Below are 20,910 nucleotides of genomic sequence, written 5' to 3'. Positions count from 1 at the left end.
CAACAATTCACGCATACCATAAGAGCAAATTATGGCGTGCGTGAAATCTGTTATTTCTCATCTACATTTGAACGTGAAATCCATACTCTTCCAAAACGTTTTCTAATGTTTTAAAAATTTCTGGAAATTGTTTTTGAATTGTTTCACTTAATGCAATTTGTGGCTCAAAAGTTTCTGGTTGAACCCCTATTAAGCATAGGTTTTTAGGGAATTCATCCGTTAATTTTAACGCAGAAAGCACATCACAAATACCAAGTTGATGTGGTGAAATTTTACGCGAGAAAAACACAGGCACTTGCTCGTCATAAAGCACAATGATTTCTCCTGGTTGTTTATTAGCAAGTACAGCATCAATGATGATGATATGCTCACGATTTGCCATTTCATCCAGTAATTCCATGCCGCAAGTGCCACCGTCAACCACATCAAAGTGCGGTAAAATTTCAGGGCGATTTTCTAGGGCTTGGGCGATTCGTACGCCCACCCCTTCATCGCCGAGTAAAATATTACCAACGCCTAAGATTAATGGTCTCATTAGAGCACCTTCACTTGTGTGACTTCACCATTTTCTGTGTTCACAACATGCACTGCACATGACATACAAGGGTCGAAAGAGTGGATGGTACGCACAACTTCTAATGGTTTTGTCGGATCTGCTATGGGTGTACCGATGATGGAAAGCTCATAAGGGCCCATTTCATCATTTTGGTTACGAGGGCCTGCATTCCAAGTCGATGGGACAACGGCTTGATAATTTTCGATTTTGCCATTTTTAACGACAACCCAGTGAGAGAGCATGCCACGAGGTACTTCACCAAATCCAACACCTTTAAACTCACCAGTTTGTGGAATGTCTGTTTTGAGATAAGCAACGGTATCACCTGTGCCAATATTATCAACAAGTAATTTCCATTGTTGTTCAAGAATATTATTTAGCACGCAACAATGTACGGTACGAGCAATAATACGCCCTAAGGTTGAATGTAAATGGTCAACGGATAAGGTATTGTCGCTCAGTTTTTCATACAGCCCTTTAATATGGTTAAAGTGATGTAATGTATCTTTATTTTGGTTTGCCAAGTTACACATTAAATAGGCAAGAGGGCCGACTTCAACAACTTTTCCGTAGAAACTTGGTGCTTTAACCCATGAATATTTGCCTTCATCTTGCCAGCCTGTATATTTCGGACGTGTTAAGCCAGCCCAAGGTTCAAGCGGTTCATCGTCTTCATACCAAGCATGTTTACCACTTTCTTTAATGCCTTTCACAACAAATTCATCTTTCTGTTGGGTAATTGGACGGAAGGTTGAAATATCGAAGTTTTCAATATAGCCACCCGTTAGAACAAATTTAGAATTATCGCCATCAATTGGATATTCAGGCACAGAAAGGTAGTTGCCCGATGTTTTACCAAGATTGAGCCATTCAGGGTAATAAGCCGCAATGATCGCCGCATCAACACGATAAACTTGGGTAACAAAGTCATTTAAACGATCAATACAGGATTTTACAAACATTAAACGTTCTAAGTTTAATACTGATTGAGAGTCTAAGTTGATTGGGTTTGCTACGCCGCCAATTGCTAAATTTTGAATGTGCGGTGTTTTTCCGCCGAGTAATGCCACAATACGGTTACAATCGCGCTGACATTCAAGTGCTTGCAAATAGTGAGCCACCGCAATTAAGTTTACTTCTGGCGGTAATTTCATGGCAGGGTGACCGAAATAACCATTGGCAAAAATACCAAGCTGACCGCTTTCAACTAAAGATTTAATTTTATTTTGTACATTGCGAAATTCATTTGCACTGTTTAATCCCCATGTTGAAACACCTTTAAGCATTTCTGCGGCTTTATCGGGATCAGCATTCAGTGCCGCAGTGATATCCACCCAGTCCATCGCAGAAAGTTGATAAAAATGAACGATATGGTCGTGCATACTATGAGCAGAAAGAATCATATTGCGGATATATTGTGCATTCACTGGCACTTTGGCCCCGAGAGCATCTTCTACTGCACGCACACTCATAATGGCGTGAACGGTTGTACAAACGCCACAAATACGTTGCATAATCATCCAAGCATCACGCGGATCTGAACCTTTCACGATATTTTCCATACCACGCCACATTGTACCTGATGACCAAGCGTTTGTTACTACGCCATTTTCAATTTCACAATCGATACGCAAATGGCCTTCAATGCGTGTGATAGGGTCGATTGAGATACGTTTTTTTTCAGTCATTATTCTGCTCCGCTCATTTTTTTACTGAATTGTGCTTTTTCGGCAATAATTTGTTCCGAGTCTTCATGATGTTTTTCTTTCAACACTGGTAAGACAGGGAATAGACGAATTATTAAAATATAGGCGCAAATTTCGATGGAAACGAAACCAATAGAAATTAGTAATTCTTCTGCTGATGGGAAGTAACGATAGCCATTACCTGGATCGTACATAATCATTGAATAATTTAAACGCCATAGGGCTGCGCCGAGTAACATGCTCAAGGCTGAGATAAATAGCCAACGTGAATCAGATTTTTTCTCACCAAGGAATAAAGTGAGTAATGGTAATGTCATTAACCATACTTCCATCCAAAACATCCAAGCTTCAAATTTACCAAGTTTATCGAATCCGAATACATAATGGAGTTTGTCATGGTAAATCAATTCGCCAAAGCGTACAGCAAGGAAAAGTGCGATTAATCCAGCTGTCACTTTCGCAAGCTGGGTAAAGAGTGAACGTTCATCAGGTGTTTTTCCTGCTAAACCTGCACGCACTAAAGAACCTTCAAAAATTACGATAGAAAAGCCCATAATAAATGCTGTAAGCAATGATAGGATTGGTAATGCTTCATAGCTTTGCCATACTTGATGAACTTTATGACCAGCGGCGATCATTAATGATCCCATAGATGATTGGTGCATCATCGGCAATAGTGCGCCAAGTGCGATGACAAAGAACATAATTTTGTTGAGCTTATTAAACCATTTTTTCAATCCTAAGAACCCGAGCCAAACTGGCGCAAATTCAAGGGTGACGACAATGATGTAAATCGTCATACAAAATGCGGTTTCAAATAACACCGAGTTTGTATTGAATTGACCTGGAATATAGAAGTAAGGCAAGTGCCAGTAACGTCCCATATCAATCGTGATGGAAAGACCACCTAATGAATAGCCGAATAAGCTGGCAAGCAATGCGGGACGCACAAGAGGGTGATATTTCCCTTTGTTGAAAATATATACTGTCCAAGCTAATGCCCAACCACCACAGGCAAAACCTGTACCTACAAGTAAGTCAAAGGAAATCCATAAGCCCCAAGGATAACCGCCGTTAAGTGCGGTGACGGAACCGATACCTAAGAACAAACGTTTGATAATTAATAAGATACAAATTACAGCTAAAGGTGCAAAAAAGAGAATACTGGCGGAAACTAATCGACCGCCCACCGGACGTGGATTACCCATGATGTTCATCCTCCGCTTCTTCCATTTCTTTACGCGCTTGGCGCATTGCTTCTTTTTGCGCTTCAATTCGTTCACGAATCTTATCGCCGTGCATATTCTTATAAGTCATCATTGTTAAACCAGCTAACGCCACCAGTGGCAATGCCAAACCGCGATACAAGAAGTGTTGTAAATGCGCTGCGCGTGCACCTGTAGCAATATCATCTAACTCAGGGAAACCTAAATTTTCTTGCGGAACCGCACTTAATACTAATACTTGTGTCCCGCCCCCTTCTTTTTCACCGTAAATACGATATTGATAGGCTGGCACGGTTGCGCGATAAGTGTCTTTACTGTTTACATGTTGGCGAGGATAGTCATATTCAGTGCCTCGTAATAAACTTAAACGACGTTTTGCTTCCGCTAAAAGTTCTTCACGGGTACCAAAAATAATTGCCCCAGTTGGACAAACATGACAACAACCTGGTAATTCACCTTTATCTACGCGTTCCACACCTTTTTGGTTACAAAGTTCACATTTGCTGATTTGACCAAATGGATTGTCGTAATCATATTTTGGCACATCAAATGGGCAACCCACCATGCAATAACGGCAACCAGTACAAATATCAGGATCGTATTTAACAATACCTGTTTTAGGATCTTTGGTTAAAGCCTGTACTGGGCAAACAGAAACGCAGTTTGGATCAACACAGTGCATGCATTGTTTTTTAACATAAGCATAACCGTTTTCTGTTTTATCTTTATTTTTGCCGTCGCCATCGCTCCATACTTGAATCACATTGCGTGTGAACGGAGTGAGTTTGTCATTGTTTGCCCAAGTTTGCTCACCTTTTGGATTGACAGGTGTTTTGTTCACTTGCTGACATTCTGCAACGCAAGCCTGACAGCCAACGCAAAGTGTGGAGTCATAAAGCATCCCAAGTGCGCCAGGAATGGGCGGAAGGTTTTCCACCGCTTCTGCTTTTGCAACGGGCAGACCTGATGTGACTGTTCCCAGCAGACCTGCTTTAAGGAAATTTCGTCTATCCATCTTTAGTGTCCTTGATCTTGATTGGCTTGATTGTCTGCAGCTTTGTTCGCTTTATGTTGTTTGCTCAATTCTTTCAAGGTCATCACGCTGACACCTGCTAAAATGGCTGCAGCACCGCCTAATAAGCCAATCGCCGTCATTGAGGCACCTTCGCCTTCAACATTGTTTACATCTGGTTTTTCCACGCGTGGCGTTGGATTTTCGACGTTCGCTAATTGGAAAATGCCTTTGGTAAAGCCGATACCTTGATCGTTACAGCCATAGCAAGGATGTCCGATACCCACAGGCCAGTTATTGCCACCAACATCACAGAATTCTAGTGTAGAGCAGTTGCCGTAAGTTTCTGGTCCTTTACAGCCTAAATGATATAAACACCAACCATGACGATGACCATAATCGCCAAATTCTTTTGCGAAACGGCCTGCATCAAAGTGCGGTCGGCGATAACAGTTTTCATGGATTAGACGGTCATAAGCAAACAATGGGCGATTTAATTTATCCATTGCTGGTAATTTTTTATAAGTGATGATATAGGCAACGGTTGCTAAGAAATTATGTGGGTTAGGAGGGCAACCAGGAATGTTAATAATTGGTGTGCCTTTTGGTAAAACTTCAGAAAGACTGACCGCACCTGTTGGGTTGCCACCGCAAGATGGAACACCGCCCCAAGATGAGCAGGATCCAATCGCAATAATGGCTGCAGCACCTTTTGCGGCTTCACGAATATGTTCCACAATTGGTTTGCCTGCCACCATGCAGTACACACCGCTGTCTTTTATTGGAATGGAACCATCCACCACAAGCACATATTTGCCGTAATAGTTATGGATAGCATTATGTTTATTTTCTTCCGCTTGTTCACCAAATGCGGCAGAAAGCACCTCATGATATTCTAGGGAAATTAAATCGAGCACGAGATTTTCAACAGTTGGGTGGGTTGCACGCAGTAAAGATTCGGTACAGCCAGTACATTCTTGCGCACCAATCCAAAGCACTGGTGGGCGTGCAGGGCTGGTCATTGCTGCCGTTATTTCAGCGCCTGCTTTAGAATTTAGCCCCATCGTAGCCGCAAGTGCGGTACATAATTTCATAAAATCTCGGCGAGAAACATCTGCCAACGCAGAAAAAACGCCATCTGGATTATTCATAGTATCACTCCAAAGACACACATTTATTGTGGGAATTGGCCAATGATAAATGTTTTCTTCAAAAAAAATTTGATCATAATCATGAAATGAAGAATTTATAGCAAAAATATGTCCAGATTGTGAACGGAATGTTATTGTATTTGAGAGGAGTTCTTATTTGATTGAAAAAGAATAAAAATAAAGGCTGTAGAATACAGCCTTAGATTGGATTAAGAACAAATTTTTTCAAAAACTAACCGCACTTTTTCTTGATCTTTTACGCCCGCAGCACTCTCTACGCCAGAATTAAGATCTAAGCCTAAGCAATTTTGTTGAATGGCTTGTTCCACATTATTTGGTGAGATACCTCCGGCTAAAATAATCTTATGTTTAAGGTTTTCAGGAATTAATGACCAATCAAAAGTTTTTCCTGTGCCACCTTGTTGGTTAGCTGTTTGACTATCAAAAATATAACGATCCACATTCAAATCATCTGTAAAATCGACCACACTTTGGGATTCAGTATTGACCGAAATCGCTTTCCAGATTTGTGTACTTTCGGGTAGTTGATGACGAAGTGCGGTAATAAATGCTGCAGTTTCTGCACCGTGTAATTGCACTGCATAAAGCTGTAACTGGTTGGCTATTTTTACGATAAAGTCAATTTCTTGATTCTGAAACACACCAACAAATCGAAGTGGAGCAGTGGTTACCAATTCTTGCGCCTGGCGTAAACTCATACAACGTTTTGAATGTTCGGCGAAGATTAATCCTCCGTAAAGTGCACCGTTTTCGTAAACGATTTTGACATCTTGCGCGCGTGTTAAACCGCATACTTTATTTTCTCCAAAAATCACTTCACGCACCGCATTGTTCAAATCTTGGTTGCCCATTAAGCTACTCCCAATTAAGAAACCATGCGCCACTTTTTGTAATTGACGAATTTGCTTGTGGTTGTAAATGCCTGATTCGCTAATAATACGTACATCAGTAGGGATACGGTCGGAATATTTTTCAGTGAGTTCAACAACACGATTTAAATCCACAGTTAAATCGTGCAAGTTACGATTATTGACACCAATAATTTTCGCACCAAGCGCAAGGGCGCGTTCAAATTCTTCTTCATTACTAGTTTCTGTCAATACGCCCATACCAAGAGAATGCGCAAGATCTGCCAGCACACGATAAGTCTCATCGTTTACCACAGAAAGCATTAATAAAATTGCATCCGCTTGATAGTAGCGTGCAAGGTAAACTTGATATTCGCTGATCATAAAATCTTTGCAAAGCACAGGTTGGCTCACGATATCGCGAACTAAAGGCAAGAACTCAAAATTACCTTGGAAGTATTTTTCGTCAGTTAGCACAGATACAGCAGAGGCATAGTGTTTATAGACATTGGCGATATCTTCCAAATTAAATTCAGCACGAATTAATCCCTTGGAAGGAGAGGCTTTTTTACATTCCAAAATATAGGCTGGCTTTTGATGTGTGCCTTTTGATAATGCAGCGTAAAAAGAGCGGTCAGATTTTTGAACGTTTTGTTTAAACTGAGAAAGTGGAAATTCAGTTTCCTTTGCTTTAACCCATTGTGCTTTATCAAGTACAATTTTTTGTAACACCGTAGCGGAATCAATGGGTTTGGTAAAATCTTGAGTGATCATCATTTTTATTCTTATTATGGCGTATTAAATTAGCTTTTTATTAATATGTGGTTAATTTCTGTAATGTTTCAAAGGCTTTACCTGATGCAAGGTGCGCCAATACATTTTGCACATTTTGTTTTAAGTCATCGTGCCCGAATAATTTCAATAATAATGCCGTGTTTGCTGCGACAGCATTTGCGTGTTCAGCTTTTCCTTTGCCTTGTAAAAGTGCGGTGAGCATTTGGGCATTTTCTTGTGGTTCACCACCACGAAGGCTTTCGAGGGATTGTGCTTTTAAGCCAAAATCTTCAGGCGTTAAAGTGAAATATTCAATTTTGCCATTTTTAATTTTTGCCACTTGCGTTTCACCGTGTAATGCGACTTCATCTAAGCCAGAACCATGCACAACAAAGGAATGTTGATGTTCTAAGGCAACGGCGGTTTCAGCATAGGTTTTCACTAATTCAGGTGCATATACGCCAAGCAAATGATAAGTTGGACGGGCAGGATTGATAAGCGGCCCTAAAATATTAAAGATAGTGCGGGTTTTTAAAGCGGCACGGACTGGCGCAACGTGGCGGAAACCAGAATGATATTGTTGAGCAAATAAAAAGCAGACACCAATTTCATCTAATGCTTGTCGAGCTTGCTCTGGTGTGACATTCACATTCACGCCAAGTGCGGTTAACACATCGCTAGCACCTGATTTGCTTGATACACTGCGGTTACCGTGTTTTGCTACTTTTGCTCCCATTGATGCTGCCACAATCGCACTGGCGGTGGAAATATTAATGGTGTTTTGCCCATCACCCCCCGTTCCTACAATATCCGCAAAAGGATAATCTGGACGTGGAAATACTTTGGCATTTTGTAATGAGGCGGCAACCGCACCCGTAATTTCTTCAGTATTTACTCCCCGCACTTTTAACGCAATCAGCATTGCAGCAATTTGTTCATTGGAAAGCTCACCTTGGATGACTGCATTAAAAAGTGCGGTGCTTTCTGAAGTCGAAAGTGAATGTCCGCTATAAAGTTGTTCTAATAATTGGTTGTGTTGCATAGTCTATTCCTGTTTTTCTTTATATATGGATTTGTTAATTTTCTATATTTTATTAAACATAAATATCGTAATCTAAATCGCGCGCTTCATCGCCTGTCATTCCGCGGAAACCCCAGCAATGCGCAGGTTGTTCTTTAATCGTAATCTCCACATCGTGAGCTCGGATGCCGAGCTTGTACTCCAATTCGCTAAACAGCATTTTTATCAAGCGTTTTTTCGTGCCTTCCATACGACCAGCCATCAGGTTAATTTCGATGACTGTGTAATCATCGCTACGGTCGAAAGGGTAGTAAAAATCTTCTTTTTCTAAACACAGAAAGCGAATCGCGTGTTTGCCTTTTGGAATATCTAAGCCAAGATATAGGCTGTTATAAATGACTTCTGCCAGTTGTTCACGACGTGGTGCGAGTTTGGATTTAAGTCCGAATACGGTGATCATTTTTTCTCCTTTAAAGTGCGGTTAAAAATCACCGCATTTTTTGATGTCTTATCTATTTAACAACCATTCAATGGATTGTTGTAATAATTGCGAACCTTGCACTGTTAAAATACTTTCAGGGTGAAATTGGAATGCGCAAATGGGTAAATCGCGATGACGAATTGCCATGATAATGCCATTATATTCCGCATTGACGATAAATTCTTTTGGTAAATCTTGTCCCATTAAAGAATGATAACGCGCCACAGGCATTGGATTAGTAAGATCTTTAAACATGGCTTCGTTATCATGGGTGATACGAGAAACTTTACCATGCAATACTTCGCCAGCGTGAACAACCTTCCCGCCAAAGGCTTGAATCAATGCTTGATGGCCTAAACAAATTCCAATAATTGGAATATGATTTTTTAAGCGTTCGATCAATGGCAGCAAAATCCCCGCTTCTGATGGTGTTCCTGGCCCTGGAGAGAGTGCAAGAATGGTATCAGGTGTATTGAGTGCGGTTTCTACCAGTTTTTCTAAATCACAATCATTGCGGTAAATTGTGACGTTGTGACCCAATACACGGAATTGATCCACAAGATTGTAAGTAAAGGAATCGAAGTTATCTAAAAATAAAATATTAGCCATAATAATTCTTCCTTATTTTGCTTGTGTATTAACTTGACGAATAGCTTTTAAGACAGCCGCTGCTTTGTGGCGTGTTTCATCGGCTTCCATTTGTGGATCAGAATCTAACACCTCGCCGCAACCTGCTTGAATATGGGCAACCCCATTTTGTACGAAAGCAGAACGGATTACTATACAGGTATCAAAATGTCCATCGGAAGTGAGATAACCCACTGCACCACCGTAACTATGACGTTTTTGCTGCTCAAATTGATAAATAAGCTGCATTGCTTTGATTTTGGGCGCGCCAGTTAATGTACCCATATTCATACAGGCTTGATAGGCGTGAAGCGCATCTAACTCAGGGCGTAATTTACCCACTACGCGAGAGACCAAATGCATGATGTGAGAATAGCGATCCACTTGCATTAATTCTGCCACTTTACGGGTGCCGCTTTGGCAAACTCGAGCAATATCGTTACGCGCTAAATCAACCAACATTAAATGTTCTGCTTGTTCTTTGTGATCAAGACGAAGTTCTAGTTCTAAACGTACATCTAATTCAGGATCAATGTTGCCGTGAGCATCAAAACCACGAGGGCGTGAACCTGCGATTGGGTAAATTTCTAACTGACGATTTTCTGGCTCATATTTCAGCGCACTTTCTGGCGATGCACCAAACAAAATAAAGTCTTCATCATTCATATAGAACATATAAGGGCTTGGATTATTTTGTTTGAGTTGGGCATAACTGGCTAATGTATTCGGGCAAGCAAGGGAGAAACGGCGAGAGGGCACAATTTGGAATACATCACCAATGTTAATATGGTGTTTTAAGGCTTTCACAATGCCAGTAAATTCAGGATCGTCAAAGTTTGTTTTAACTTCATCACTTGCCGCTTTAATAGAAAGAACGTTATCAATATTTTTTAGTTTTTGTGCAATGGAAAGCGAGGTTTTCGCAATATTAACTTGTTCTTCTTGGGCAAAACAGAAACTTTTTAGTGTTGCTTGTTGATTTTGATGGTCGATAGTAATGAGATGTTCGGCAAGATAGAAACTGTAATCAGGGCAGTTAATACCATCATTTTGCAATGTAATGCCATCCATTGGAATGAAATTTGCAACGAGATCGTAAGCAAACAATCCACCTAAGAAAATGGGCGTTTGGCTATGTTGATAAAGAGTAGAAACAACACGTAGTCCATCAAAAATAGTAGCAGACTGTAATTTGCTATCTTCATCGAGTTGATTATCAAGCGGAGAAAATTGTACAGAAAATTCATTATCAAAATTGACCGCATTTATTTTTCCAAGTACGGTTAATTTTGGATGAATTTCTTTTAAAACTTGTTTTCCATTCTCATTTAATGCTTTAAATATGACGTTGTGACCTAAGCACGTTATTTTAACCGCAGCATTGACTAAGATAAGGCTTTGTAAACTGTTTTTACTCCCGATTTCGGCAGAGTCGAGTAGAAGAGAATTTGAATTAGGTTGGCAAAGTGTATTAAAAATAGCAGTGGTGTCGGCATAATAAGGAACGGGTTGAGCTGTCACTGCAATAAAGGCTTGAGTTTGCATATTGATATCCTTTTGGAAACTTTTGTACTATTAAACTAGTACATGAGAAATAAGTCAAGCCTGAATTAAGATTTTTTATGTTTTTTGATGAAAAATCTTTACTTTTATTCCTTTGCCCAAGGACGGCCGTCGTAATATTCAATATTTTGCTGATTAATTAGCTTTAATATGCCGGCAGAAATATGATCATTTAATTCATCTGATAGTGTTAATTGAGGGAAGAAACTACGAGCAACGATTAATTTATTAAAATCAATGGTATATTTGACAGTATATTTTCCAGAGGTTTGTCCCATTAAACCTAAATCTTTTAGGGCTGATAAAAATCCTCGGTCACCGATAGATAGGGTATACCAGCCATACGCTGCTTTCTGGGCTATTTCACGAGGTACGGCATAACAATTGGTATCGATATGAGCATTGATGCCATTAAAGTTAAAATGTATTTGTTTTTGAATATCTTCTATTTTAACATCTACGAAAATATCGCTTTTTGTATTCCAATTTCCTAGAGATTCAAAATCATCATGGCAAATAAATTGATGATTTAAGTCGTAAAAAGCTCGTAAGGAATAAGCAAAATCAGCACCTTGTTCAAGCACGTTTACTAAGCTTTCCACGTGATCTTCTCGTAGCTGATTGTCATCATCTAAGTAACAAATAATATCTTCTTCAACAAGAAAAGCTGCAGCAGCATTAATGGCTCCATTGAGAATACGATTTTTACCGGTATTCATCGGTAAATAAATTGGTACGACATTGGGGAATTGTGCCAATATGGAGTTGGCTTTATCGCAAAATATATTGCCATCGACAAATACATAATGCTTACATGGATAAGTTTGATTTTGCACGCTTTTAATAGCCAAAGCTAATTCTGGACGACCAATTGTTGAAGTGACTACCGCAACGGTTTTACTATTTTGTTTGTTCATCGATATACATCTCTTTTTATTTTGCTATATTGAATAAAAATGGATATTTTTCGTAAGAAAAATATCCATTTTATTGATAGCGTTTTTGCATTCTATCACCACTATTTTATGGTGTATAGAAATTAATGATGGTGATGCTCTGGTCGTGGCGGCAGTTTATCTAAACCTTTTCCAATTGGAAGAATCAATGTTGAGTAGTTTGCCGATTGTTGGCAAATTTGTTGTTCTGGAAATGAAGTTTTATGAATAACTTTGATTTTCCAAATTCCCTCAATAAGAGGAATAATATTTACACGACCTTGTTCATCGGTTTTCCCTGAGAATCCTTGTGGTTCACGATGTCCATCAACGGCCTCAAAATCTTTCATTGCGATGGTATCGGATGTCGCAATGACGGTTTCTCCCGCTAAAGGCTGATCATTATAGAAGATTTGAACAGGGAACGGTTCGCCTGCTTTTACTTTACTTGGATCTTCTAATAGTACAATTTCAAGTGGCAAACCAATACGTGTTTTTGCCATTTCAGCATTTAATTTTTGTTTGCCTACAGTAATAAGTTTTTTAGCAAACATTTGGGTTTCTTCGCAATAGGTCGCATTCGGTAAACCTTTTAAATTTTCCATTTTCCAACCTTCTGCATTTTGTGACCAGAATGTTGGTTTGTATGTTGCTGTTACCCAGTAAGAGCCATTAGTTAAAGATTTACTTGATTGATATTGGTAATTTTCTCCTTTTTGAACCAGTATTTGTTTTTCGCCATCTTGGCTGATAACTTCCATTGGCGCAAAAATTTTTAAACGAGCTTCAGGAATTTTTTCTACATAAGGATAGTGACCATATCCCATATTAGCCTTTAATATACTATCTGATGGAATTTGAGCAGGAACATCAACCCAAAGATCATGTGCTTGGGCGATACTTGCAAATGCAAGTAAGCTTGCAATAAGTGTTTTTTTCATTTTTTGTCCTTAAATTAAAAATGAGGGAGAAATAATTTCATGGATTTTAAATAAAAACGAATCTCATTTAAAGGGGGTTGTAGGAAAAGTGTGGATTTGTGATCTAAATCACAAAAGTGCGGTAATATTTTCCGCACTTTTATGTGTGAGATGAATTATTCATCCTTTTTAGATGGTTTGATACCTAAGAGATTACAACTTAATTTACTTATAACATGTTCTGCAGTATTACCAAGTAAGGCGGCAGATAGCCCTGTACGACCAACAGTGCCAAGGATAACTAGTTCTGCTTCAATTTCTTTAGCTACAGTAGGAATAACCTCCTCAGGGAAACCTTCACATACATGAGTATGATCTTCTGCTATACCAAATTGTTGTCGTAAGGCTTTCATATTAATAAGATGTTGGCCTCGAATACCATTTTCATAACCTGATGTGTTAAATTCAGGTAAGTCAATGGCCATGTTGATTGGTGTTGAAGGGTAGGCTGCAACTAAATGCACATTGCCACGATTTAAGTTTTCAGCTAATGACATACCAGTTTCAACAAGTTCTAGATTAAATTCATTTTGGTATTCTTGTTCGCCTGAAACATTTACCGCTACTAAAATACGGCGTTGATGTTTCCAGTCGCCATCGCGTACCATTAATACAGGAATCGGGCATTTACGTAGTAATTGCCAATCAACTGGCGTGAAAATTAGAGAAGTAAAACTTTCTTGATCTTTGGTATATTTCACTACAAGATCATAATCATTATTTTCAACTTCTTCTTTTATCGCCTCTGTCTCATTACTGTGCCAAACAATGTGAGATTGTAATTCAATTTCTGGATCAGCATATTTATCTAAGTAATATTGTACAGCATGATGATGCTTTTCAATCACCTGACGATGCATTTCAGAACGTTCTTCTGAAGAAAGTAAGGCAGACATTTCATAAGATAAATCATATACAGATAAAAGGGCGGTAATTTTTACTTTTGTTTCATTTTTTTGTTCTTTCGCTAAACGAACAGCACGAGCAAGAGCATATTGTTTTTCGTTTTCAGGATTAAGAACAACTAGGATATTTTTAAATTTCATCATAACCTCCGAAGCTTTTCATAGAATAAAAAAGAATCTTTAGAATGGCAAGGTGTGAGAGATAAAAAGGTGAGCTTATTCTAAGATTATTTTTATCTATGTAAAAAAGGCGTGAATTTGCACGCCTTTTTTTCATTATTCAACCATTGTAATTTTGGTTTTATTTGTTCCAGTTAACTCAATCAAACCGTCAATATCATTAATAGTAATATATTTTCCTTGTACGGTGAGGATACCTAATTTTTGGAAACGACCTAATAAACGACTAATAGTTTCAACAGTTAAACCAAGATAATTTCCTATATCGCCTCGAGTCATGGTTAAACGGAATTCTTTAGCTGAAAAACCGCGAGCAGAGTATCGTTTAGAAAGATTATGAATAAAAGCAGCCAAGCGTTCTTCTGCATTCATTTTAGACAGTAATAAAATCATTTCTTGATCACTTTTAATTTCATTACTCATTAGGCGTAAAATTTGTTGGCGTAATTTTGGCATTTTACCGGCTAAGTCATCCAAAATATCATAAGGAATTTCGCATACCATTGCCGTTTCTAATGCTTGAGCAAAACTTGGGTGTTGCATTTGAGTAATTGCATCAAAACCAACTAAATCACCAGGTAAGTGAAAAGAGGTAATTTGTTCTTCACCAGATTCACTAATGGTATAGGTTTTTATGGTGCCAGAACGAATAGCGTAAATAGAATTGAGTGTGTCACCGGCTTTATAAAGTACTTGAGATTTTTGAATGGGTTTTTTTCGTTCGATAATATTATCAAGCTGATCTAATTCGTGTTCGTTCAGCGTAAAAGGAATACAAAGTTGGCTAATACTGCAATCCTGGCAATGAATAGCACAACCTCCCGATTGAATCCGGCGTCCTGCCTTGGTTTCTGCAACGAAATTCTTCATGTAAACCTCAAATATTTCGAGAAATTAGTGTAAAATTGATCTAACGCAAAAAAGTATACCACTAATTAGTCATATAAAGAAGAGTAAATCATCAATGCCTGCTGAGAAATTAACCAAAAAACGTTTGATTCAAATTTTGATTATGTTATGCATTCTTATAATCGCATTTGTTTGTCGATATTTTTGACATTGAGGGATATTGGTAAAGAATAAGGGCTAAAATTTTTTAAATTTTAGCCCTCTTAAACTCAAGATGATTAAAGCACTTTTACAATACTTTCACATAAATAACGAATATTATCTTCTGTGATACCTGCTACATTGATTCGACCAGAACGAACAGCATAAATCGCAAACTCATCTTTTAAATGATCTACTTGTTCAGGTGATAAGCCACTGAAAGAGAACATACCATTTTGTTCCATGATAAAGCTGAAATCTTGTTCTGCACCATATTCTTTTAATAACTGAACGAATAAATGACGCATTTTTTTGATGCGCTCACGCATTTCAGTTAATTCATTTTCCCATTCTTGGCGAAGTTGAGCATCATTTAATACTGTTGCTACGGTCGCCCCACCGTGAGATGCAGGGTTAGAGTAGAGTGTACGAATAATTGATTTCACTTGTGTTAATGCAGTTGAAGCAATTTCTGCATTTTCAGCCACAAGGGTAAAGGCACCGACACGCTCATTGTATAAACCAAAGTTTTTAGAGAATGAACTCGCGACTAATAATTCTTTGTGGTTTGCCGCAAAAGCACGTAAACCGTAAGCATCTTGGTCTAAGCCATTGGCTAAACCTTGATAAGCAAAGTCAAAGAGTGGCAACCAACCATTTTTAGCCGAAAGTGCGGCTAATTCTTGCCATTGTTCAGGGGTTGGGTCAATACCGGTTGGATTGTGGCAGCAACCGTGTAAAAGCACCACATCACCTTCGCTTGCTTGGCTTAAATCTTCGAGTAAATGTTCCCAATCAAGGGCTTTACGTTCAGCATCATAATAACGATATTCACGAATTGTCATACCCACCGCATTGAAAATGGCATTGTGGTTTGGCCATGTTGGTGTGCTGATCCAAACATTTTGTGCTTTGGTTTGACGTTTAATAAATTCTGCCGCAATGCGTAATGCGCCTGTTCCACCTAAACTTTGTACTGTTCTTGCTCGATTAGATTGGATGACTTCAGAATCTTTACCGAAAAGTAGTGCTTTTGTTCGTTCGTTATAATCAGCAATACCATCAATAGTCAGATAATTCTTCGTTTTTTCCTTATCAAATAAGCGTTTTTCGGCTTCTTTCACTGCACGCATAATTGGGGTTGTGCCTTGCGCATCTTTATAAACGCCAATACCCAAGTTGATTTTATTTTCGCGAGTTTCGGATTTGAATGCTTCGCCTAAGCCTAAGATTGGATCGGCTGGTGCCGCTTTGATATGTTCAAACATAGCTTTTCCTTATGTATGTGTTGTGTGGTGGATAATTTTATACTTCAGCCGTTTTATTTTATCAAGAAAGATTTTTATAAAAATTAACCGCACTTTGATATTTTTAAATATTCATCAAAAAGTGCGGTTATTTTTTATATTATTTTAGTTTTTCAATCGCCCAATTTAATCCCGATTGATAATCTTCTGGTAACTCAGCGCGGAGTTTTTCTAATTGTTGAACAATGACCGCTTTATTAGGATGAGAAAGATTGATATGCCCAACCTTACGTCCAGTTCTCACTTCTTTACCATACCAATGAAGTTGTGCAAACGGTGTATTAAGCCATTTGGGATTATGGTTTGTGCCGATTAAATTCACCATCACACTTGGGGCGAATGTTTGTAATTCAGGTGTTGGCAAATTGAGTAGCGCACGTAAATGTAATTCAAATTGGCTAATCGAGCATCCTAGTTGTGTCCAATGTCCACTGTTATGTACGCGAGGCGCAAGTTCGTTAATCAGTAATTTGTCGCCTACAACAAAACATTCCATTGCCATGACTCCCACATAGCCTAATTTATCCATAATTTTGCCGAGCATTGTTTCTGCTTGTTTTTGTTGTTCGGATTGTTGAGGAAACGCAATATCAACCACACTGTAACGCAAAATACCATTTTGTTGCAGGTTATGCGTAACGGGATAAAAACGTTTTTCGCCATTTTTAAATCTTGCGCCTACAATCGAAACCTCATAATCGAAAGGAATAAATTTTTCTGCGATCACTTCACCAAATAAATCATCGGTGATGTCCGCTTTGTTTTCATCGCTGATAATCCATTGACCACGTCCATCATATCCGCCTGTTCTGCGTTTAACGACGACTTTCTCGCCAACAGTTTGGAAAAGATCATTCCATTGATTTTTATCTTTTAATAAACACCAAGGCGATGTCGAAAGATTCAGTTCATCAAGCAAGGATTTTTGAGTAAAACGATCGGCCAATAATCCAAATACATGTTGATTAACGAAGTTTTTATGATTGCCGAGTAATTCAGTCAAAGGCGTTTTTTCCCAGCGTTCAATTTCCGCCGTGATGATTGCATTTTCAGGTAAGTCAAAAACTGGCGCATTGAACTCAAGCGGTTCAACATAAATATCTAAAGGTGCACCAGCGTAACGTAACATTCTGCCAAGTTGTCCGTTGCCGAGTACATAAACGGTTGGATATAAGGTGGAGTTTTGCATAATATTTCTCGTTAAATTTACGAAAAAAACAACCGCACTTTAAAAGTGCGGTCAGATCTGAAGATATTTTTATGTGCGTGGATCGGGGTTATCCAGTACAGCATGAGTTTGGCTTTCACGGAAAGATTGCAAGCGTGAAAGCAATTCTAAATCCCAACCTGCTAGAATTTGTGCAGCTAACAACCCCGCATTTGCCGAGCCAGCAGGGCCAATAGCTAATGTTCCGACTGGGATTCCTTTTGGCATTTGCACAATCGAATAAAGACTATCTACACCACTTAACATAGAACTTTTTACTGGCACACCCAGCACTGGCACAAGTGTTTTCGCTGCGATCATACCGGGTAAATGTGCCGCACCGCCAGCACCAGCAATAATTACTTTGTAGCCATTTTTTTGTGCATTTTCGGCAAATTCAAAAAGTTTATCAGGCGTACGATGGGCAGAGACGATTTCCACATGATAAGGTACTTTTAACTCATCTAAAATCTGAGTTGCCTCTTGCATGGTAGCCCAATCGCTTTTGGAACCCATTACAACGGCAATTTGTGCAGTGTTTGACATGCTATTTTCTCAATTTTTTAATTAAAAACGTGGCGTAGAATAGCACATCTTGGGCATATCAAGCAAACGTTTGCTAAATCGGTTTTATAGGAAAATACCATTGCAACTTTAAGGATAAAATTTTATCCTAAGCATAATTTTTATAAGAATAGGGCAAATTATGTTAGCCAAAGCAAAATATAGAAAAGATTACAAACAACCAGATTTTACGGTCACTGACATTTATTTAGATTTTCAACTCGATCCAAAACATACTGTGGTGACGGCAACCACAAAATTCCAACGCTTAAATAATGAAGCGACTTCTTTACGTTTAGATGGGCATAGTTTCCAGTTTTCCTCTATTAAATTTAATGGTGAGCCATTTTCGGACTATCAACAAGATGGTGAGAGTTTAACGCTCGATTTAAAAGGTAAAAGTGCGGAAGAATTTGAACTTGAAATTGTGACCTTCCTTGTACCAGCAGAAAACACTTCATTACAGGGGCTATATCAGTCTGGTGAGGGCATTTGTACGCAATGCGAGGCGGAGGGTTTCCGTCAAATCACTTATATGCTTGATCGCCCTGATGTGCTGGCGCGTTACACAACCAAAATTACCGCAGATAAAACTAAATATCCATTCTTACTTTCGAATGGTAACCGCATTGCAAGTGGTGAATTAGAAGATGGTCGCCATTGGGTGGAATGGAACGATCCTTTCCCAAAACCAAGCTATTTATTCGCTTTAGTGGCAGGGGATTTTGATTTATTACAAGATAAATTTATTACTAAAAGTGGTCGTGAAGTAGCCTTAGAGCTTTATGTTGATAGAGGCAATCTTGATCGTGCAACTTGGGCAATGGAAAGTCTGAAAAAAGCGATGAAATGGGATGAGGATCGCTTTAATTTAGAATATGACTTAGATATTTACATGATCGTTGCCGTCGATTTTTTCAATATGGGCGCCATGGAAAATAAAGGGTTAAATATCTTTAACTCTAAATTTGTATTAGCCAATCCACAAACGGCAACAGATGAAGATTATCTTACCATTGAAAGTGTGCTCGCACACGAATATTTCCATAACTGGACAGGCAACCGTGTAACCTGCCGTGATTGGTTCCAATTAAGTTTGAAAGAAGGTTTAACGGTTTTCCGTGATCAAGAATTTTCTTCAGATACAGGTTCGCGTGCGGTGAATCGCATTAATAATGTGAAATTTTTACGCACCGTACAATTTGCCGAAGATTCAAGCCCAATGTCGCACCCAATTCGCCCTGAGAAAGTGATTGAAATGAATAACTTCTATACCGTGACGGTATATGAAAAAGGGGCAGAAGTCATTCGTATGTTGCACACTTTATTAGGCGAGCAAGGTTTCCAAAAAGGGATGCAGCTTTATATTGCTGAAAATGATGGCAAAGCCGCAACCTGTGAAGATTTTGTTTCTGCTATGGAACGTGCAAATAACCTCGATTTAAACCAATTCCGCCGTTGGTATAGCCAATCAGGTACACCAGAATTATTAATTAGTGATGCTTATGACGAAAAAACGCATACTTATCGTTTAACAGTTTCACAATCCACACAGCCAACCGCCGATCAAATGGAAAAAGTGAATTTACATATTCCATTAAAAGTGGCGCTTTATGATGCGAACGGCACGAAACAAATGCTACAACATAATGGCGAATTGTTGAGTGACGTATTAAATGTTACTGAAAAAGATCAAGTCTTCGAGTTTCATGGCATTTATGGTCGCCCTATTCCCGCATTGCTATGTGATTTTTCTGCGCCAGTCAAACTGGATTATGATTATAAAACTGAGCAGTTATTAGGCTTGCTGAAATTTGCAGATAATCAATTTATCCGTTGGGATGCGGCTCAGATGTTATTTGCGCAAGAATTACGTCGTAATGTTGTGCGTTTCCAACAAGGCGAGGCGCTAGCAATTTCGCCTGAAATGTTGACCGCACTTTCTCATGTTTTGAACAATTATGAGAAGGATATTGAACTGGCAACGTTAATTCTCACGCTGCCGAAAGAAATGGAATTTGCTGAAGGTTTCAAAACCATCGATCCTGATGGTATTTCAGCCGCAAGAGCATTTATGCAAGCGCAAATTGCAGAATCTTTAAAAGATGATTTCTTGCGCGTTTACACCCATATTCGTCTTGATGATTATCAAGTTACTCAACAAGACATCGCCTTGCGTGCAATGCGTAATCTTTGCTTAACTTATTTGGCTTACACCAATTTGGGTAATAACTTAGTCCAAAAACACTACAATAATGCGAATAATATGACAGATACATTGGCTGCATTAAGTGTTGCGACTAAAGCGGCATTACCTTGCAGAGATGCGTTATTAGCTGATTTTGAACAAAAATGGCAACATGATGGATTAGTGATGGATAAATGGTTTGCATTACAAGCCACTCGCCCAGATGAAAATGTGTTGGAAATTATTCAGTTATTAATGGATCACCCAAGTTTTAACTTTAATAATCCAAACCGTTTACGTGCATTAGTGGGTAGTTTTGCTAACCATAACTTAAAAGCATTCCACAACGTCAGCGGTTCTGGCTATCGTTTCTTAACGGATGTGTTAATCCGTTTAAATGAAAGTAATCCACAAGTGGCTGCGCGCTTAATCGAGCCATTAATTCGTTTTTCTCGTTTTGATGCTCAACGCCAAACGCTCATGAAACGAGCTTTAGAACGCCTAAGTATTGTAGAAAATCTTTCAAAAGACTTATTTGAAAAAATTGAGAAAGCATTGCAGTAAAAGTGCGGTAAATTTTGCAATAGTTTTGGGGCATTTAGTATGCC

General features: G+C 38.8%; 18 protein-coding genes. 1 reads left to right on the top strand and 17 read right to left on the bottom strand.

All coding sequences use genetic code 11. The features are described from left to right. Window positions 1-61: 61 nt before the first annotated feature. The 17 genes from KP713_RS01290 to purE form a co-directional block, all read right to left on the bottom strand. Window positions 62-535: a HyaD/HybD family hydrogenase maturation endopeptidase gene (locus KP713_RS01290; RefSeq protein WP_215769624.1), complete on the bottom strand. Its 474-nt coding sequence runs from the start codon at window positions 533-535 to the stop codon at window positions 62-64. After that, window positions 535-2,244 carry a hydrogenase 2 large subunit gene (gene hybC / locus KP713_RS01285; RefSeq protein WP_106013229.1) on the bottom strand — a complete coding sequence of 570 codons (1,710 nt, stop codon included), beginning with the start codon at window positions 2,242-2,244 and terminating at the stop codon, window positions 535-537. Before hybC ends, KP713_RS01290 begins: the two co-directional genes overlap by 1 nt. Continuing rightward, window positions 2,244-3,470, bottom strand: a complete 1,227-nt coding sequence (gene hybB, locus KP713_RS01280; RefSeq protein WP_005629305.1) for a Ni/Fe-hydrogenase cytochrome b subunit — start codon at window positions 3,468-3,470, stop codon at window positions 2,244-2,246. The genes hybC and hybB overlap by 1 nt, the downstream gene beginning before the upstream one ends. Then, entirely contained in the window at window positions 3,463-4,503 is a 1,041-nt protein-coding gene (gene hybA, locus KP713_RS01275) for a hydrogenase 2 operon protein HybA (RefSeq protein ID WP_215769623.1), read from the bottom strand. Before hybA ends, hybB begins: the two co-directional genes overlap by 8 nt. A 2-nt stretch (window positions 4,504-4,505) precedes the next feature. Continuing rightward, window positions 4,506-5,651, bottom strand: a complete 1,146-nt coding sequence (gene hybO / locus KP713_RS01270; protein WP_215769622.1) for a hydrogenase 2 small subunit — start codon at window positions 5,649-5,651, stop codon at window positions 4,506-4,508. A gap of 209 nt (window positions 5,652-5,860) precedes the next feature. Beyond that, on the bottom strand, window positions 5,861-7,294 hold the full coding sequence (trpCF, locus tag KP713_RS01265; protein ID WP_215769893.1) for a bifunctional indole-3-glycerol-phosphate synthase TrpC/phosphoribosylanthranilate isomerase TrpF: 1,434 nt from the start codon (window positions 7,292-7,294) through the stop codon (window positions 5,861-5,863). A gap of 40 nt (window positions 7,295-7,334) precedes the next feature. Next, window positions 7,335-8,336, bottom strand: coding sequence for an anthranilate phosphoribosyltransferase (gene trpD / locus KP713_RS01260; RefSeq protein WP_215769621.1), 1,002 nt, complete (start codon window positions 8,334-8,336; stop codon window positions 7,335-7,337). A gap of 52 nt (window positions 8,337-8,388) precedes the next feature. Next, window positions 8,389-8,775, bottom strand: coding sequence for a tautomerase family protein (locus KP713_RS01255; protein ID WP_005636019.1), 387 nt, complete (start codon window positions 8,773-8,775; stop codon window positions 8,389-8,391). Window positions 8,776-8,823: 48 nt separating this feature from the next. Further along, window positions 8,824-9,405 carry an aminodeoxychorismate/anthranilate synthase component II gene (locus tag KP713_RS01250; protein WP_140536689.1) on the bottom strand — a complete coding sequence of 194 codons (582 nt, stop codon included), beginning with the start codon at window positions 9,403-9,405 and terminating at the stop codon, window positions 8,824-8,826. Window positions 9,406-9,417: 12 nt separating this feature from the next. Further along, entirely contained in the window at window positions 9,418-10,968 is a 1,551-nt protein-coding gene (trpE, locus tag KP713_RS01245) for an anthranilate synthase component I (RefSeq protein ID WP_215769620.1), read from the bottom strand. A 104-nt stretch (window positions 10,969-11,072) separates the two neighbouring features. Further along, window positions 11,073-11,837, bottom strand: a complete 765-nt coding sequence (locus tag KP713_RS01240; protein ID WP_215769892.1) for a glycosyltransferase family 2 protein — start codon at window positions 11,835-11,837, stop codon at window positions 11,073-11,075. A gap of 188 nt (window positions 11,838-12,025) precedes the next feature. Then, a complete protein-coding gene (locus KP713_RS01235) occupies window positions 12,026-12,862 on the bottom strand; it encodes a DUF4198 domain-containing protein (protein WP_215769619.1) in 837 nt (278 codons plus the stop codon). Between the two features lie 155 nt (window positions 12,863-13,017). Continuing rightward, window positions 13,018-13,947: a universal stress protein UspE gene (gene uspE / locus KP713_RS01230; RefSeq protein WP_215769618.1), complete on the bottom strand. Its 930-nt coding sequence runs from the start codon at window positions 13,945-13,947 to the stop codon at window positions 13,018-13,020. A 135-nt stretch (window positions 13,948-14,082) separates the two neighbouring features. Next, a complete protein-coding gene (gene fnr / locus KP713_RS01225) occupies window positions 14,083-14,856 on the bottom strand; it encodes a fumarate/nitrate reduction transcriptional regulator Fnr (protein ID WP_048953226.1) in 774 nt (257 codons plus the stop codon). A 257-nt stretch (window positions 14,857-15,113) separates the two neighbouring features. Next, window positions 15,114-16,304 (bottom strand): amino acid aminotransferase, encoded by a 1,191-nt coding sequence (locus KP713_RS01220; RefSeq protein ID WP_215769617.1) that lies wholly within the window; start codon window positions 16,302-16,304, stop codon window positions 15,114-15,116. 139 nt (window positions 16,305-16,443) lie between these two features. Continuing rightward, window positions 16,444-17,532 carry a 5-(carboxyamino)imidazole ribonucleotide synthase gene (gene purK, locus KP713_RS01215; RefSeq protein ID WP_215769616.1) on the bottom strand — a complete coding sequence of 363 codons (1,089 nt, stop codon included), beginning with the start codon at window positions 17,530-17,532 and terminating at the stop codon, window positions 16,444-16,446. Between the two features lie 69 nt (window positions 17,533-17,601). Continuing rightward, entirely contained in the window at window positions 17,602-18,096 is a 495-nt protein-coding gene (purE, locus tag KP713_RS01210) for a 5-(carboxyamino)imidazole ribonucleotide mutase (RefSeq protein ID WP_215769615.1), read from the bottom strand. A 160-nt stretch (window positions 18,097-18,256) separates the two neighbouring features. Between purE and pepN the strand changes: the two genes are divergently transcribed. Then, on the top strand, window positions 18,257-20,866 hold the full coding sequence (gene pepN / locus KP713_RS01205) for an aminopeptidase N (RefSeq protein ID WP_215769614.1): 2,610 nt from the start codon (window positions 18,257-18,259) through the stop codon (window positions 20,864-20,866). The last annotated feature ends 44 nt before the right edge of the window (window positions 20,867-20,910 follow it).

It is taken from the genome of Haemophilus sp. SZY H36 (assembly GCF_018829625.1).
GTDB lineage: Bacteria > Pseudomonadota > Gammaproteobacteria > Enterobacterales > Pasteurellaceae > Haemophilus > Haemophilus haemolyticus_K.
The sequence above is the reverse complement of the archived record's forward strand: the minus strand, read 5'-3'. Positions and strand labels throughout refer to the sequence as shown.

Excerpts from the sequence above, each read along its gene's own strand:
- KP713_RS01290 (WP_215769624.1), bottom strand. The coding sequence starts at position 535 with ATGAGACCATTAATCTTAGGCGTTGGTAATATTTTACTCGGCGATGAA.
- hybC (WP_106013229.1), bottom strand. The coding sequence starts at position 2,244 with ATGACTGAAAAAAAACGTATCTCAATCGACCCTATCACACGCATTGAA.
- hybB (WP_005629305.1), bottom strand. The coding sequence starts at position 3,470 with ATGGGTAATCCACGTCCGGTGGGCGGTCGATTAGTTTCCGCCAGTATT.
- hybA (WP_215769623.1), bottom strand. The coding sequence starts at position 4,503 with ATGGATAGACGAAATTTCCTTAAAGCAGGTCTGCTGGGAACAGTCACA.
- hybO (WP_215769622.1), bottom strand. The coding sequence starts at position 5,651 with ATGAATAATCCAGATGGCGTTTTTTCTGCGTTGGCAGATGTTTCTCGC.
- trpCF (WP_215769893.1), bottom strand. The coding sequence starts at position 7,294 with ATGATCACTCAAGATTTTACCAAACCCATTGATTCCGCTACGGTGTTA.
- trpD (WP_215769621.1), bottom strand. The coding sequence starts at position 8,336 with ATGCAACACAACCAATTATTAGAACAACTTTATAGCGGACATTCACTT.
- KP713_RS01255 (WP_005636019.1), bottom strand. The coding sequence starts at position 8,775 with ATGATCACCGTATTCGGACTTAAATCCAAACTCGCACCACGTCGTGAA.
- KP713_RS01250 (WP_140536689.1), bottom strand. The coding sequence starts at position 9,405 with ATGGCTAATATTTTATTTTTAGATAACTTCGATTCCTTTACTTACAAT.
- trpE (WP_215769620.1), bottom strand. The coding sequence starts at position 10,968 with ATGCAAACTCAAGCCTTTATTGCAGTGACAGCTCAACCCGTTCCTTAT.
- KP713_RS01235 (WP_215769619.1), bottom strand. The coding sequence starts at position 12,862 with ATGAAAAAAACACTTATTGCAAGCTTACTTGCATTTGCAAGTATCGCC.
- uspE (WP_215769618.1), bottom strand. The coding sequence starts at position 13,947 with ATGAAATTTAAAAATATCCTAGTTGTTCTTAATCCTGAAAACGAAAAA.
- fnr (WP_048953226.1), bottom strand. The coding sequence starts at position 14,856 with ATGAAGAATTTCGTTGCAGAAACCAAGGCAGGACGCCGGATTCAATCG.
- KP713_RS01220 (WP_215769617.1), bottom strand. The coding sequence starts at position 16,304 with ATGTTTGAACATATCAAAGCGGCACCAGCCGATCCAATCTTAGGCTTA.
- purK (WP_215769616.1), bottom strand. The coding sequence starts at position 17,532 with ATGCAAAACTCCACCTTATATCCAACCGTTTATGTACTCGGCAACGGA.
- purE (WP_215769615.1), bottom strand. The coding sequence starts at position 18,096 with ATGTCAAACACTGCACAAATTGCCGTTGTAATGGGTTCCAAAAGCGAT.
- pepN (WP_215769614.1), top strand. The coding sequence starts at position 18,257 with ATGTTAGCCAAAGCAAAATATAGAAAAGATTACAAACAACCAGATTTT.